At 63.8% G+C, this 14124-nt stretch carries 14 protein-coding genes and 1 pseudogene; 9 read left to right on the forward strand and 6 right to left on the reverse strand.

Going from position 1 to position 14124, the window contains the following annotated elements:
* The 8 genes and pseudogenes from pstB to H7C86_RS25320 all read left to right on the forward strand — a co-directional run.
* A pseudogene (gene pstB, locus H7C86_RS25285) lies at positions 1 to 144 on the forward strand (phosphate ABC transporter ATP-binding protein); the annotation flags it as partial.
* A gap of 281 nt (positions 145 to 425) precedes the next feature.
* Positions 426 to 728, forward strand: coding sequence for an urease subunit gamma (gene ureA, locus H7C86_RS25290; protein ID WP_003939800.1), 303 nt, complete (start codon positions 426 to 428; stop codon positions 726 to 728).
* Positions 725 to 1195, forward strand: a complete 471-nt coding sequence (ureB, locus tag H7C86_RS37870) for an urease subunit beta (RefSeq protein ID WP_047889842.1) — start codon at positions 725 to 727, stop codon at positions 1193 to 1195. Before ureA ends, ureB begins: the two co-directional genes overlap by 4 nt.
* Positions 1192 to 2901, forward strand: a complete 1710-nt coding sequence (locus H7C86_RS25300; protein WP_019745084.1) for an urease subunit alpha — start codon at positions 1192 to 1194, stop codon at positions 2899 to 2901. Before ureB ends, H7C86_RS25300 begins: the two co-directional genes overlap by 4 nt.
* Before the next feature lie 4 nt (positions 2902 to 2905).
* Positions 2906 to 3595 carry an urease accessory protein UreF gene (locus tag H7C86_RS25305; RefSeq protein ID WP_069145682.1) on the forward strand — a complete coding sequence of 230 codons (690 nt, stop codon included), beginning with the start codon at positions 2906 to 2908 and terminating at the stop codon, positions 3593 to 3595.
* Positions 3588 to 4331 carry an urease accessory protein UreG gene (gene ureG, locus H7C86_RS25310; RefSeq protein WP_020908922.1) on the forward strand — a complete coding sequence of 248 codons (744 nt, stop codon included), beginning with the start codon at positions 3588 to 3590 and terminating at the stop codon, positions 4329 to 4331. Before H7C86_RS25305 ends, ureG begins: the two co-directional genes overlap by 8 nt.
* On the forward strand, positions 4331 to 5068 hold the full coding sequence (locus H7C86_RS25315; protein WP_020970608.1) for an urease accessory protein UreD: 738 nt from the start codon (positions 4331 to 4333) through the stop codon (positions 5066 to 5068). The genes ureG and H7C86_RS25315 overlap by 1 nt, the downstream gene beginning before the upstream one ends.
* Before the next feature lie 90 nt (positions 5069 to 5158).
* Entirely contained in the window at positions 5159 to 5905 is a 747-nt protein-coding gene (locus tag H7C86_RS25320; protein WP_182262434.1) for an SDR family oxidoreductase, read from the forward strand.
* A 58-nt stretch (positions 5906 to 5963) separates the two neighbouring features.
* Here the strand turns inward: H7C86_RS25320 and phoU are convergent, their stop codons facing one another.
* The 5 genes from phoU to H7C86_RS25345 all read right to left on the reverse strand — a co-directional run bounded on the left by phoU (position 5964) and on the right by H7C86_RS25345 (position 12103).
* Positions 5964 to 6659, reverse strand: a complete 696-nt coding sequence (gene phoU, locus H7C86_RS25325) for a phosphate signaling complex protein PhoU (RefSeq protein WP_003940130.1) — start codon at positions 6657 to 6659, stop codon at positions 5964 to 5966.
* A 72-nt stretch (positions 6660 to 6731) separates the two neighbouring features.
* A complete protein-coding gene (locus H7C86_RS25330; RefSeq protein WP_259349294.1) occupies positions 6732 to 8762 on the reverse strand; it encodes an LCP family protein in 2031 nt (676 codons plus the stop codon).
* Between the two features lie 150 nt (positions 8763 to 8912).
* Positions 8913 to 10055: a tRNA dihydrouridine synthase DusB gene (gene dusB, locus H7C86_RS25335; protein ID WP_003939756.1), complete on the reverse strand. Its 1143-nt coding sequence runs from the start codon at positions 10053 to 10055 to the stop codon at positions 8913 to 8915.
* An 81-nt stretch (positions 10056 to 10136) separates the two neighbouring features.
* Positions 10137 to 11096 carry an acyl-ACP desaturase gene (locus H7C86_RS25340; RefSeq protein ID WP_080909530.1) on the reverse strand — a complete coding sequence of 320 codons (960 nt, stop codon included), beginning with the start codon at positions 11094 to 11096 and terminating at the stop codon, positions 10137 to 10139.
* A gap of 131 nt (positions 11097 to 11227) precedes the next feature.
* The gene (locus tag H7C86_RS25345) at positions 11228 to 12103 is read right to left on the reverse strand and encodes a LysR family transcriptional regulator (RefSeq protein WP_182262435.1); all 876 of its coding nucleotides are present in this window, start codon (positions 12101 to 12103) and stop codon (positions 11228 to 11230) included.
* 114 nt (positions 12104 to 12217) lie between these two features.
* On the opposite strand from H7C86_RS25345, the gene H7C86_RS25350 reads away from it, so the two are divergent.
* The gene (locus H7C86_RS25350) at positions 12218 to 13435 is read left to right on the forward strand and encodes an MFS transporter (protein ID WP_182262436.1); all 1218 of its coding nucleotides are present in this window, start codon (positions 12218 to 12220) and stop codon (positions 13433 to 13435) included.
* A gap of 55 nt (positions 13436 to 13490) precedes the next feature.
* Here the strand turns inward: H7C86_RS25350 and H7C86_RS25355 are convergent, their stop codons facing one another.
* Complete coding sequence (locus H7C86_RS25355) at positions 13491 to 14081, reverse strand: DUF937 domain-containing protein (RefSeq protein ID WP_003940105.1); 591 nt, start codon at positions 14079 to 14081, stop codon at positions 13491 to 13493.
* Between the last annotated feature and the right edge of the window lie 43 nt (positions 14082 to 14124).

Genomic DNA, 14124 nt, shown 5'->3' on the forward strand with positions numbered 1-14124 from the left:
CGTGTGAGTGACCAGACGGCATTCTTCAACCTCGAGGCAACCGGTAAGCCCGGTCAGCTCGTCGAGATCGACGACACCGAGAAGATCTTCTCGAACCCGACGCAGAAGGCCACCGAGGACTATATCTCCGGCCGCTTCGGATAGCCCCTGGGATTGCACACTGCACGATCATGTTTCACCCCCGTTTCCGACAGGAGACGGGGGTGAAACTTTTTGGTTGTGGTGATAGTTCCCACTCCGGGGCGCAGAGCTGAGCGTCGTTGGGCGCCCGAATAATTCGATGAGCAGCGCAAGTGCGCCGAGTGCGCGCTGAAGTAGCCGACGATGTGAATCTCGTGGATACTGACGACGCTTCGGGCAATGCTAATCTCGGCCCGACAGCACGCTGTCGATCGATGTCGTTTCACAACAGGAAGGGCTTGTCAGTGCACCTCACCCCTTCAGATACCGAAAAGCTCCTCCTGAGCGTTGCGGGCATGGTCGCCCGCGACCGCCGCGAGCGCGGGGTACTGCTGAACTACCCCGAAGCGATGGCCCTGATCTCGTGTTGGATTCTCGAGCGTGCGCGTGACGGAATGACGGTTGCGGAACTGATGAACGCCGGTCGGCAAGTGCTCACCCGCGACGACGTGATGGAAGGGGTACCCGAGATGATTGCAAACGTCCAGGTGGAGGCCACTTTCCCGGACGGTCGCAAGCTGGTCACCGTGACGGAGCCCATTCGATGATCCCCGGTGAGGTACGTGTGTCCACCGAACCGCTCGAGTTCGGCACTGACGCGGAAAAGATCACGATGGTCGTCGTCAACGACGGCGATCGCCCCATTCAGATCGGTTCACATCTCCACCTTCCAGCGGCCAACCCGGCGTTGACCTTCGATCGCGAAGCGGCAGACGGCTTCCGGCTCGACATCCCCTCGGGAACGTCGGTTCGGTTCGAACCCGGGGTAAGCAGGACGGTGACACTGATCGCGCTCGGCGGACTCAAAAGGGTTCCGGGCCTGCAGATCGTGCCGGACGAAGACCTACCGACGCATGCGCGTGAGCCCAAGACCGTGATGCCGTTCGGCACGCCCGGCGTCGAGGTCGAAGAACCTTTGCGAGCCTCTTCGGTGAACGTTCGTGTGAGTGATGTTCCAGTCGAGGCGGATTCACCGGACGACGTCGCGACGCCAGTTGAGAGGACAGCCGAATGAGCAGGATCGATCGACGCGGTTACGCCTCCTTGTACGGCCCGACCGCTGGCGACCAGATCCGTTTGGCCGACACAGATCTGTGGATCGAGATCGAGCACGACTACACCGCGACCGGCGACGAGATGGTCTTCGGCGGCGGCAAGAGCATCCGCGAGTCGATGGGCCAGGGCCTGACCACTCGCGACCAGGGCGCTCTCGACGTCGTCATCACCAACACGGTGATCCTCGATCACTGGGGAATCGTCCGGGCAGACGTCGGAATTCGCGACGGACGCATCGTTGCGATCGGCAAGTCCGGTAACCCCGACATCATGGATGGCGTGCACCCCAAGTTGCTCATCGGGCCGAGCACCGACGTGATCGCCGGCGAGGGGAAGATCCTCACCGCGGGTGCGATCGACACTCACGTGCACTTCCTCAGTGAAATCGAGATGATGGAAGCGCTCGCGACCGGTACGACGACGGTGGCGGGCGGCGGAACGGGCCCAACCGAGGGAAGCAAGGCAACCACCGTCACGCCCGGCGCCTGGTCGCTGACGATGATGCACCGGGCCCTCGACCACATCCCGCTCAACGTTCTTCTCCTCGGCAAGGGCAGCACCGTCAGCCATGAGGCCATGCGTCAGGAAGCTCTCGCCGGCGCAGGTGGATTCAAGGTCCACGAGGACTGGGGTTCCACTCCGGCGGCAATCGACGCAGCTCTGCGAGCAGCTGACGAGTTCGGGCTCCAGGTGGCGCTGCACGCCGACAGCCTCAACGAAACCGGCTACGTACAGCACACTTTGGACGCGATCGCCGGGCGCGGGATCCACGTGTTCCATGCGGAAGGCGCCGGCGGCGGGCACGCTCCGGACATCATCGTGACGGCAGGTGAGCCGAACGTTCTTCCGGCATCGACCAATCCGACGTTGCCGCACACCGTAAACACGGTTGCCGAGCACCTCGACATGCTCATCGTGTGTCATGCGCTCAATCCCCGGGTTCCAGAGGATCTTGCCTTTGCCGAGTCCCGGATCCGGCCGACAACTATTGCAGCGGAAGACTTTCTGCACGACATCGGTGCCATCTCCATCACCTCGTCCGACGCCCAGGCGATGGGCCGTATCGGTGAGGTGACCCTGCGGACATGGCAGGTCGCCCACGTCATGAAGGCCCAGTACGGCAAGCTGGGTACCAGCATGCCGGCCGACAACGAGCGTGCGCGCCGTTACGTCGCCAAGTACACGATCTGCCCCGCGGTGGCTCACGGTATCGATCACGAGATCGGATCGGTCGAGGCCGGGAAGATGGCGGACCTGGTGCTGTGGGATCCCGCGTTCTTCGGTGTCCGTCCTTCTGCCGTGATCAAGGGTGGGGCGATAGTTGCTGCGCCGCTGGGTGATCCGAATGCTGCTATCCCGACCCCGCAACCGGTGTTCGTTCGCCCGGCCATCGCGGCGACTCCGGGATCAGCCCCGCACCTGTCCACGACGTTCGTCTCGCCGATGGCGATCGAGGACGGTCTGGCCGGTCGTCTCGGTCTCACGCGCACCCTCACCGGTGTTCGTCCGACGAGGCACCTCACCAAGGCGGATATGCCGAACAACACGGCACTGCCGTCCATCGACGTCGATCCGGAGACGTTTGCCATCAAGGTCAACGGCGACCTGATCGCTCCCAACCCCGTTGACGTAGTGCCGATGGCTCAGCGCTACATGCTGTTCTGAAACCATGTCAATCGAGATGGCGTCTGCCGAGATAGCATCGATGCTCTTGGCAGACGGGCGTCTGCCTACCGGCGGTCACGCTCACTCGTCGGGGTTGGAACCGGCACTGGCGGGCGGACTCCTACAGAGTCAGGTCCCCGACTTCATTCGCGGTCGACTCGAAACAGTGGGACTTGTCGAGGCCGCTGCAGCGGTGGTCACGCGCCGCTGGGCCGTAAGTGCCGGTGGTGCAGGCGAACTCGAGGACATCTCGCGGGAACTGCTCGCTCGGACCCCCAGCGCACCGCTGCGTGAGGCGTCGATTCAGCTCGGACGTGGACTGGCCAGGCTGGCGTCGCGATTGTGGCCGCAGCACCCCGCGGTGCAGATGCTCATGGCGCTGCCTGGGCATCCGATGCGTCCGCTCGCGTTGGGAGTCTTCACGGCGATCTCCGGGATGGACGACCTGCAGGCAGCCAGATCTTGTTTGTACGACGACGCTCAAACGGTGGCGTCGGCGGCACTGAAGCTACTGCCGGTGGATCCGGCAGAACCGGTCGAATGGTTGCTCCGAGCAGCCCCGACCATCGAAACCGTCGCCGCGGCTGCCGTAGCAGTCGAGGGCGTCACAGATATACCCGCAACAACAGGACCGTTGGTCGAACAATGGTCACTCGAACACCACGCTCGATCCAGGAGGATTTTCCGTGCTTGACAACCTGAACAACACCACCACTGCTGCAAGAGGTTTGAGGCTCGGCGTTGCCGGCCCCGTCGGCACCGGCAAAAGTACCCTCATCGCCACCATCTGCCGCGAGCTCGCGTCGGAGTACGAGATCGCGGTGGTCACCAACGACATCTACACCGACGAGGACGCGCGACTGTTGCGCGCGGCCAACGTACTTCCGATCGAGCGCATCGTCGCAGTCGAGACCGGAGCGTGCCCGCACACGGCCATCCGTGACGACGTGACGCCGAACCTCATTGCGGTCGAAGACCTCGAGCGTCAGTTCCATCCCCTCGACATGGTGATCGTGGAAAGCGGCGGTGACAACCTGACCGCCACGTTCAGCCCGGCACTGGTCGACGCCCAGATCTTCTGCATCGACGTCGCGGGCGGCGGAGACGTCGCACGTAAGGGTGGTCCCGGCATCGAGCGGGCAGATCTGTTGGTGGTCAACAAGATCGACCTGGCCCCGTACGTCGACGTCGACGCGGTCCAGATGGTGGCCGATGCCACGGCCGCGCGAGACGGACTTCCCGTTCTCGCGCTCAGCCAGAAGGATCACGCGACGATCGACCAGCTCAGTGCGTGGCTTCGCCAGGTCATCGCAGCTCACCGCGCGGGTAGTCACACCCCGCAGGATCCGGGGCCGATGGCGCCGCACTTCCATGCCGATGAAGAAGACCACGGACACGGTCACGGGCACAGCCACTCTCACGCTCACTGATGCGCACCGGAGCTACGCGGGTCGTCGTCGAGAGAGTGGGTGACACCGCTGTTGCGCGAGAGCTGATCTCGGGCGACTTCCTGGCCCCGCGGTTCGTCGACGCTCGCGGGCTCACCGTGCGAATTGCCTTGGTAGGGCACAGTGCAACGCTGCTGGCCGGCGACGACCTGCGTATCGAATTCGTAGTCGCTCCGGGTACGTGCCTCGAGGTGATCGAGCCGTCGGGGACCGTCGCGTACAACGCGCGTGGCGGCCGGGCGTCGTGGTCGGCTTCGGCGAGCGTCGGCGCCGGTGCGGCGCTGATCTGGCGCGCGGCACCGTTTGTCGTCGCGGGCGGCGCGGATGTGACCAGGCGCGTGGATATTTCACTGGAATCCGATGCGGTTGCGCTGCTCGACGAGATGATCGTGTTCGGCCGGACCGGCGAAACCGGCGGTGCCCTTCGCTCGGATCAGCGCATTACCGTCGACGGTGACGCGCTGCTCGTGGAAACACTCGACCTGCGTAGCGTGCCGGGCCGTTCGCTGCCGGGAATTCTCGGTGGCCATCGCGTGCTCGGTACGACGATGCTGTTGGGGATCAAGACTTCCGACGTGGTCGAAGGGCACGTGACGCCGCTGGCGGGAGCAGGGATGCTGGCACGGGCCGTGGCCGATCACGCACACGAGGCGAGCGCAGCGTTGGATCCGATCTGGTCGCAGTGGCGTGGGCGGGTTTCGCAGAAATACAGCGACTGATTCGCCCGACCGTCACACTTCGGGAGGCTGCGTCGTCCAGTATGTGACCAGGCCGAAGAGAGCCGGGCGGACGGGTTTGACGGAGGCATCATGCGAATTGTTGTTCTGGGCGGAACCGGCCAGATGGGAAAGCTGGTCGTCGAGCAGGCGAAAATCGGGGGCCATGACGTCGTAGCCGCCGCTCGATCGACGGGAGTCGACATCTCCACGGGTGCGGGGTTGGACGAAGCATTTGTCGGTGCCGACGTTGTCATCGACGTGAGTGATCACGTCACCAACAGTGCCAAGAAGGCGATCGAGTTCTTCGAGACGGCAGCGAAGAACATCGCCGCGGCCGAAGCCAGAGCAGTCGTTAAGCATCACGTGCTGCTCTCGATCGTGAACTGCGACGATCCGCAGTTGAAGTCCTTCGGGTACTACCAGGGAAAGGCCGCGCAGGAACGCGCGGTGGAAGCGTCGGGCATTCCCTTCACGATCCTGCGATCCACTCAGTGGTTCGAGTTCGGCGAGAAGACCATCGCGCTCTTCGGACTGGGGCCGGTCGCGATGGTTCCCCGGATGCGCTCCCAACCGATAGCGGCGAAGACCGTCGCCGAGGCTCTGGTGACATGCGCTCAGAACGGTCCGACCGGGAGGGCTCCAGATCTCGCCGGGCCTGAGGTCCTCGAGATCCCGGCCATGACGCGTGAGATTTTGAAATACCGTGGCCGACGCAAGTGGCTGATCCCGATCTCGATGCCGGGAGCGGGTAAGGCGATGAAGGGTGGGGCGCTGCTGCCCGGGCCGGGATCCACAACTGCAGGACCCACGTTGAAGACCTGGTTACACGAGAACTGAATAGGAAAGGCGGCCGCGCAAGTGCGCGGCCGCCTTTTACTCACGTGGACGGTTGGGTTCAGAGATCCGGGTACGAGGTGAGGTTGTCGACCTTCTCGGTGGTTTCCGGCTCTTCGGGCAGCTTGCCGGTCACCAGGAAGATGACGCGTCGGCCGACCTCGACGGCGTGGTCGGCGAACCGCTCGTAGAAGCGGCCGAGCAGCGTGACGTCGACTGCGGCGGCAACGCCGTGCTTCCACTCGCGGTCCATGAGGACGGTGAAGAGGTGGCGGTGGAGGTCGTCCATCGCTTCGTCTTCTTCGCGCAGGCGGGCAGCGCGCTCGGGGTCGCGGGTCTCGAGGACGACCTTGGCGGCCGCACCGATGGAGACAGCGATGCGTCCCATCTCGGCGAAGTAGCCGTTGACCTCTTCGGGAAGCACGTGGTTGGGATGTCGGCGGCGCGCGATCTTCGCGACGTGCAGGGCGAGTGCACCCATGCGGTCGATGTCAGCGACGATCTGGATTCCACTGACCACCGAGCGCAGATCTCCGGCAACGGGAGCCTGCAGGGCGAGCAGCGCAAACGCGCGCTCCTCGCAAATGGTGCTGAGTTCGGTGATCTTGTCGTGTTCGCCGATTACTTGTTCTGCCAGGGACAGGTCTGCCTGGAGCAGGGACTGGGTGGCGCGCTCCATAGCGGCACCTGCCAGTCCTGCCATCTCGCCGAGCGTGTCTGCAAGCTCGGTCATCTGTTCGTTGTAAGCCACGCGCATGAGGTCAGAGCCTACGTGCCGTGAAAGACCAAGTCACAAGCACCAGGTGAACGCAAGGTGAATGAACGCGTGTCAGTCGCAGGTGGTGTCGCCTGCGTTGACGCTGGCGATGTCGGCGGGCAGAGCCGTCGAGGTGCTGGTGTCGACCGATGTCGGATTTGCCGCCAGGATGGTCCCCGGGTCCGCGGGGGCGACGACGGTGCCGGCGAAATTGCTTCCGACGACGACCTCGATCATGTCTCCCATGCTCGGAGCGAGAACGAGAACCGCACCGGGAATCGACGAAGCGACAGTGACCGCTTCAGCCTCGTAACCTGCTGCGTAACGCACGACGGTGGTCGAGGCTTGAGCATTCGCCAGGCCGGTGGCTGCGCTGAAGTTGCCGACCGTGGAGATCTGGAAACCGTAGGCAGCGAGGCTGTCGGCGATCGTCGCGGCCTGCCCGGCGATTCCCGACGCGTTGGAGACGTCGACCGAGATGTTGTAGGCACTCATCGCTTCGACGGAAGTGGCGGCGGGCGGCATGCTGGACGTAGGAGGGGTTGTCGTGGAACTGGTCGACGACGGTGTGGTGTCCTCGCGCTCTTCACCCGGAAGCGGTTCGTCGTCGATGATCGCCTGGAAGAGGGACTTGATCTCGTCGGTGCGAGGAATCTCGTTGCCCCAGTCGTTGGTGCCGTCCGTGGGGACCGTCAAGAACGTGACCGCGCCCGCGTCGACGTTCTGCAGCGAACGGCCGAGGGTGACCAGCGACTTCGTGTCGATGTTCTCGACGAACGTGTCGCTGGTGAAGGCGTTGATGAATCCGTTGAGCTTGCTCGGATTCAGGAGGACCTGGTTGGACAGGGCCGAGCGGAGCAGCGCCGACAGGAACTTCTGCTGACGGGTGATGCGTCCGTAGTCGCCGTTACCCTCGGCTTCGACGTGGCGCGCACGCACATAGTTGAGGGCGGTACGGCCGTCGAGCATCTGCGTTCCGCCGGATGCGAGGACGGTTCCGAGGATGCCGTCCTCGATCGGTCCGGGGGAGCAGACGTTCACGCCGCCGACGGTGTCGACCATGCGCTCGAAACCGGCGAAGTCCATTCCGACGAAGTGCCCGATTTTCAGGCCGGACATCTTCTGGATGACCTTGACCAGGCACTTGGGACCACCGAGTGCGTACGTCGCATTGAGCTTGTCGCCACTGGCGGCCGGGAAGGTTTCGCTGGTGTACTTGCCGGCGTCGTTGTCCCAGCCCTGGCAGATCGGACGTTCGACGTCGAGGTCACGCGGGAAGGAGACGGCGACGACACGGCTTCGGTCGGCGGGAATGTTCACCAGCATGACCGTGTCGGCGCGCGCGCCTTCGGCGTCTTCGACGGTTCCGGCGCCGATCTCACCGCTCGCGCCGGCGCGGGTATCGGTGCCGATGATCAAGTACGTCTCGTCGCCGAGCTGGCCCCCGGCGTCGATGATGTCGTCGGACTCGGTGTCGAGTGCCGCAATCTGATCGAAACCGCCTTCGACTGACCGCAGATAACCCCAGACGACGCCGGTCAACGCGAGAGACATGACGGCCAGGAACGCTACTGCCGATCGGCCGATCACTTTTGCGCGATGGCGGCGGCGAATCTTGCTTTGCGCCAGACGGGTAGCGCCGGTGTCACCGACTACCCGCGGCACTGCGGAGGTGACGGGATGTTCTTCGGTGATCCAGTCCGCAGCGGCGGGCGGGACTGTCGGACGCGCGGGAATCGGCCGGGCCGGGGGCGGCGCGGACGCTGATGGAGGTGGAGTCCTGGGTGGCGCGGATTTGGTCGGCGCTGCCTTGGGCGGCGCAGCCGGGGCAGGTGGCGGCTTCTGGTCGCCTACCCGACGGACCAACTCGGCGACCGAAACAGAGTCGTCGGTCGGAGGCGAATCCCGGCGGCCGGTCCGTCCACTGCTGCGACGCTCCGGGGGACTGGGTGGTTGCGGTGCTGGTCGCTGGGGTGTGGCAGGACGCTGGGGAGCTGCCGGTTGGTCCGGGCGGGCGTTGCGGAACCGCTTGTCTGCGAGCGGACGTTCCCAGGGGGCGCGGCTCTCGGGCGGAGGTGGGCCCGAATCGTGATCATCACCCACCGATGCAACCTGTCCCGTCGTCGACTGTCAGTAACTCGTCATTCAGATGCCGGCGTCAACCGGTTGTCGACGAAGCTGGAGCCATATTACTGGTGAATCCTGAGTGCTTCACTCAGAAAGTGATGAGAGTAATCCGACGGCGTGTTCTCGCTAGCCACCGGAGTGCATCATGTCAGCCCCCACCGGCACAAGATCGTCCTCGGGATCGTCGAGCCAACCTTCCGGAAGTGCTACCTGACCGGGCGAGCCTTGGCGACCCCGCGGGCCTTCGGCGTCCTTGGGGAACGGGACGTCGTGATCGAGCTGTCCGAGCAGGTCGTCCAGTTCGGACAACGTGCTGACCAACGCCATCGAGACCCGCAGATCCGATCCGACCGGGAACCCACGCATGTACCAGGAGACGTGCTTGCGAAGTTCGCGCAAGCCCTTCATCTCACCGTGGTGTGCGGCGAGCAGCTGGGCGTGACGGGCGATGATCTTGGTGACTTCGCCGAGCGTCGGCGGCGTGGCGATCTGTTGTCCGTTGAGAGCTGCGCTGAGTTCCGCGAACAGCCATGGCCGTCCGAGGCAGCCACGTCCGACGACGACGCCGTCGCAGCCGGTCTCGTTCATCATCCGGGCAGCATCCGAAGCATCGAAGATGTCACCGTTGCCGAGGATCGGAACGTCGGTGACGTGTTCCTTGAGACGCGTGATCTCGTTCCAGTCAGCAGTGCCGGAGTAGCGCTGCGACGCGGTACGTGCGTGAAGTGCGACGGCAGCAGCGCCTTCAGCTGCGGCGATCCGGCCGGCGTCGAGGTGCGTGTGATGTTCGGGGTCGATGCCGACGCGCATCTTCACGGTGACCGGAATATCGGTGCCCTCGGTCGCGCGCACAGCGGCCGCGACGATCTGTCCGAACAGCCGACGCTTGTACGGCAGCGCGGAGCCACCGCCCTTGCGGGTCACCTTCGGGACGGGACAGCCGAAGTTCATGTCGATGTGATCGGCCATGTTCTCGTCGACGATCATCTTCGCCGCGGCGTAGGTCGTATCCGGGTCGACTGTGTACAGCTGCAGCGACCGGGGCGTTTCGGTCGGGCCGAACGTGGTCATGTGCATCGTGGCCGGCTGGCGCTCGACGAGCGCGCGTGCCGTGACCATCTCGCAGACGTAGAGGCCGGACGTGCTGCCTGCACGTTCGAGTTCGAGTTCACGGCACAGCGTGCGGAAAGCGACGTTGGTGACGCCCGCCATAGGGGCGAGGACCACGGGGCTGTGCAGCTCGAGTGAACCGATACGTAGGGATGACATGTCTACCTCTGAACAAATACTTGTGACAATTGGAAGTGCCCGGTACCGAATCCGGTACCGGGCACAGAATAGCTGGTGAAACTAAGAAGCCTGCTGTTCGCGCTTGGCGGCTTCGCGTGCGAGCATGCGATCGCGCTGTTCCTCGAACTTCGTCGCGTTGGCGGCAAGGGTCTCGAGGAAGGTCGCCAATTCTTCGCGCGTGTTCTCGCCTTCGGCGCTGAAATCGTTGCGCTCGAAGATGTTCCACTTGCGCAAGACGGGCCAGACGACCTCGTCGAGGTGCTGGCGAAGGTCGTAGATGCCGTGCTTGGCCATGAGAGCGCCGTTACGACGGAAGTTCGGCATGCCGGCGCCCGGCATCTGGAAGTTCTGGACGATGTTCGCCACAGCCTTGAGCGCCTGATCGGGAGCAAGATCGAGCGCGGCGGCGCAAATGTTGCGGTAGAAGATCATGTGCAGGTTCTCATCAGCGGCGATGCGCTGAAGCATCTTGTCGGCAATCGGCTCGTCGCAAGCCTTGCCGGTGTTGCGGTGGCTGACGCGCGTCGCGAGTTCCTGGAAGGTCACGTAGGCGACCGAGTGCAGCAGGCCGGCGTCGCCCTCGTCGATGGGTGCGCTGTAACCGTTTGTCATGTGTTCCATGCGGAAGCGCTCGAGCTCGACGGGGTCGACTGCGCGCGTGACGACGAGGTAGTCACGCATCACGATGCCGTGACGGTTCTCCTCGGCGGTCCACCGGCCGACCCACGTTCCCCAGGCGCCGTCCTGCGAAAAGTTCTCGGCGATCTCGCGGTGGTACGAGGGCAGGTTGTCCTCGGTGAGCAGGTTGGTGATCATCGCGGCGCGAGCTACCTCGCCGAGCTGTGACTGCTCGAGGCTCCAGTCTTCGCCGCCCATGGCTGCGAAGTTACGACCCTCGTCCCACGGAACGTAGTCGTGTGGATGCCATTCCTTGGCCATGGAGATGTGGCGGTTGACGTTCTCCTCGGCAACCGGCTGCAGCTCTTGTAGCAGCTCCAGCTGCGTCAGAATCCTCGTCATTTCTTGCCTCCATGTTGAGTGAATGCGCGACTTCGCCCCAGCCTACGGCACCGTAGGTTTGAAAAGAATGGCATGAAAATTGCTCCCCTCGAGGGATGTTACCGATCCGTAGTTATCCGGGGGCACTTTCACTACCAAGTCGTTCTTTCGACGTAGTTGCGGAACGTCCGGGCGGGATCGGACAGCTCGCGGCTCTTCGACCAGATCAGCCCTATTTTTCGCTGGGCTCCTTCGATCGGTACGTAGACGACTCCTTCGGCCCAGATCGGTGGATCCTGAACCGGCATGACCGAGACACCGAAGGACGCGGAGACCAGTCCGCCGACCGTTGCCAGCTCGCTGCTCTCGAAGACGAAATTCGGCGTGAATCCTGCGGCCGCGCACAGTTCATCGAGAATTCTTCGCATCCCGAAGTTCGGATGCATACCGATGAACGGTTCGTCGGCCGCGTCCGCGAGCTCGACCGAATGCAACTTCGCAAAGCGATGATCAGCCGGAACAGCCAATGCCAGTGACTGCTGGGCGATCTGCATCCATGCCACCTGCGGATCACGCGGCTGCGGCGAGACGACGGCCAGGTCGGACGTGCCGGCGGCAATTCTGTCGACCAGGAACTGCGCACTGTCCTGATGCAGCTCGAATCGCACTCCGGGATGCTCGACGCGGTATCCGCGCAGCATGTGCGGCACCAACCAGGTGCCGAACGAGTGGAGGAAGTCGAGCCGGACCGTACCGCTTTCGGGGCTCGCCAGCGACTGGATTTCGCTCTGCGCCGCGTCGAGTGAGTGAAGAGCGGTGCGAGCGTGTCGGTAGAGGATCTCGCCGTACCGGTTCAGTTCGAGCCGGCGTCCCTGACGGTCGAAGAGCGTCACACCGATCTGTCGTTCGAGGCGTGCGAGTTTGCGCGAGAGTGTCGGCTGCGACAGGTGAGTCAGATCCGCGGTAGCGGTCACCTGTTGGGTTTCGGCGAGAACGACAAACCATTCGAGGTCTTCGGTCAGCATCACGAACCCAATCTATATACCTATGGCACATATAGAACTCCAAGTTTATGCATTTTCTTTTGTCGAAGCTCGGCGGGAAGATTCTTACCGGAGGTAAGTGATGCCTGGAGGTATGTGGTGACTGTCGAGAATGTGATCGAATCCGAAGTGGTGCCGCTTCGCCGCGGAACATCGGGGTATCGCACGGTGACCGTTGCGCTGTTCGCGGCCGGGCTGTCGACATTCATCTCGATGTACGCGGCACAGGCATTGCTGCCTGCGTTCGCCGAAGGCTTCGACGTCTCGCCCGCGGTGTCTGCACTTTCGGTCTCGGCGACGACGGGCATGTTGGCGTTGGCGATCATTCCGGCCAGTGCGCTCTCCGAGCGGTTCGGTCGCACACGGGTGATGATCGCGTCGGCGTCGGCGTCCTGTGTGATCGGTTTGCTTCTGCCACTCAGTCCGACGATCGAGGTTCTGCTGATCGGACGCGCGGCGCAAGGCTTGGCTCTGGCGGGGGTCCCGGCGGTGGCGATGGCCTATCTGGCCGAGGAGGTTGATCGCAAGGACCTCGGTGCAGCGATGGGAAGGTACGTCGCCGGAACGACGATCGGTGGGCTGATCGGACGGCTGGTTCCGTCGGCCGTCGTCGATTTCAGTACGTGGCGCTGGGCATTGGTGACTGCGGCCTTGCTGTCAGCGTTGTTCGCGCTCAACATGATCCGGAAGCTCCCCGCGTCGAAGTTCTTTCGCCCGCAACCGGTGTCGGTGCGTGCGATCGCGTCGAATCTGCGGCGCCACCTTGCGAACCCGTCGCTGCGCACGCTTTTCGCCTTGGGGTTCATCCTCATGGGCGGATTCGTCTCGATATACAACTTCCTCGGGTTTCGGCTCACGGCAGCACCTTTCGGACTTCCCGAAGCACTTGTCGGCCTGGTCTTTCTTTTCTACCTCGCCGGAACTTTCACCTCAGCGGTAGCCGGCGGGGCCTCGGACCGGCTGGGTAGGCGCAGTGTTCTGCTCGGCTCGGTTGTTGTCATCGGTATCGGGCTGGCACTGACCGTTCCGGACAATCTGGCGTTGACTCTCGTGGGGATGCTGCTCTTCACCGGAGGATTCTTCGCGGCGCATTCGGTGGCCAGCGGTTGGGTGGGGCTGATCGCGACCGATCACCGGGCCGAGGCGTCGGCGTTGTATCTGTTTGCCTACTATGCGGGTTCGTCCGTGGCGGGCGCCCTCGCTGGTCTCGCATACGCGGGCGGCGGTTGGGGTGGGGTCAGTGCCTTTGTGGGCGCGCTGCTGTTGGTTGCGTTTGCATTGTCGCTGAAGATGTTTCGATCTTCGACGGTCGAATGACAGAGCACTGCGGCGACCCCGAACGGGATCGCCGCAGTGCGTTCTGTCTAGCGTCTTACTTCTTGCCGCCGCCGAGGAGGCCGCCGAGCAGGTCTCCGAGGCCGCCGCCACCGGATCCACCCAGGATGCCGCCGAGTGCGCCGCCGATGCCGCCGCCGGAATTGCCGCCACCGCCGAGAATTCCGCCGAGGAGATCCCCGAGCCCGCCGCCACCGGAGGCCTGGGTCTGCGCGCCGGCACCGCCACCGGTGAACTGCTTGGCGAGGTAGGCCAGGACGATGGGAGCGAGGATCGGCAGCAACTGCTTCACCAGATCGTTTCCACCGCCGCCACCGACACCGCCCAGTGCGCTGGCGACTTGATCGGTGTTGCCGCCGAAGATGTTCGAGACGATCTTCTGACCGTCAGCGGTGTCGACTTTGCTGATGTCGACGCCGTCGTCGAGAAGGCTGGTGTCAGCGTGCGACTGCAGCGCACTTTCGAGTGAGGCTGCGCCTGCGGGATCCTGAGCGTTGGCGCCGAGGCCACCGACGAGGGTCGGAAGTGCAGTCTTGACCGCCGATTCGGCAGTTGCCTGGTCCACGCCGAGTTGCTGCGCGATCTGGTCGATGGGGATCTGGGATAGAAGGTCGTCAAGCGATGCCATTGATGCCCTACCTCTTCTGGGGTACTACTCGTCAGTACCCGGC

This window comes from Rhodococcus sp. UFZ-B548 (assembly GCF_903819475.1).
In the GTDB taxonomy this organism is placed as follows: Bacteria; Actinomycetota; Actinomycetes; order Mycobacteriales; family Mycobacteriaceae; genus Rhodococcus_F; species Rhodococcus_F erythropolis.

What these genes read in the sequence shown, in the direction of transcription:
- dusB (WP_003939756.1), bottom strand. Translation starts at nt 10,055, where the DNA reads ATGTCATCCCTACGTATCGGTTCACTCGAGCTGCACAGCCCCGTGGTC.
- ureB (WP_047889842.1), top strand. Translation starts at nt 725, where the DNA reads ATGATCCCCGGTGAGGTACGTGTGTCCACCGAACCGCTCGAGTTCGGC.
- H7C86_RS25315 (WP_020970608.1), top strand. Translation starts at nt 4,331, where the DNA reads ATGCGCACCGGAGCTACGCGGGTCGTCGTCGAGAGAGTGGGTGACACC.
- H7C86_RS25320 (WP_182262434.1), top strand. Translation starts at nt 5,159, where the DNA reads ATGCGAATTGTTGTTCTGGGCGGAACCGGCCAGATGGGAAAGCTGGTC.
- H7C86_RS25340 (WP_080909530.1), bottom strand. Translation starts at nt 11,096, where the DNA reads ATGACGAGGATTCTGACGCAGCTGGAGCTGCTACAAGAGCTGCAGCCG.
- phoU (WP_003940130.1), bottom strand. Translation starts at nt 6,659, where the DNA reads ATGCGCGTGGCTTACAACGAACAGATGACCGAGCTTGCAGACACGCTC.
- H7C86_RS25300 (WP_019745084.1), top strand. Translation starts at nt 1,192, where the DNA reads ATGAGCAGGATCGATCGACGCGGTTACGCCTCCTTGTACGGCCCGACC.
- H7C86_RS25355 (WP_003940105.1), bottom strand. Translation starts at nt 14,081, where the DNA reads ATGGCATCGCTTGACGACCTTCTATCCCAGATCCCCATCGACCAGATC.
- H7C86_RS25305 (WP_069145682.1), top strand. Translation starts at nt 2,906, where the DNA reads ATGTCAATCGAGATGGCGTCTGCCGAGATAGCATCGATGCTCTTGGCA.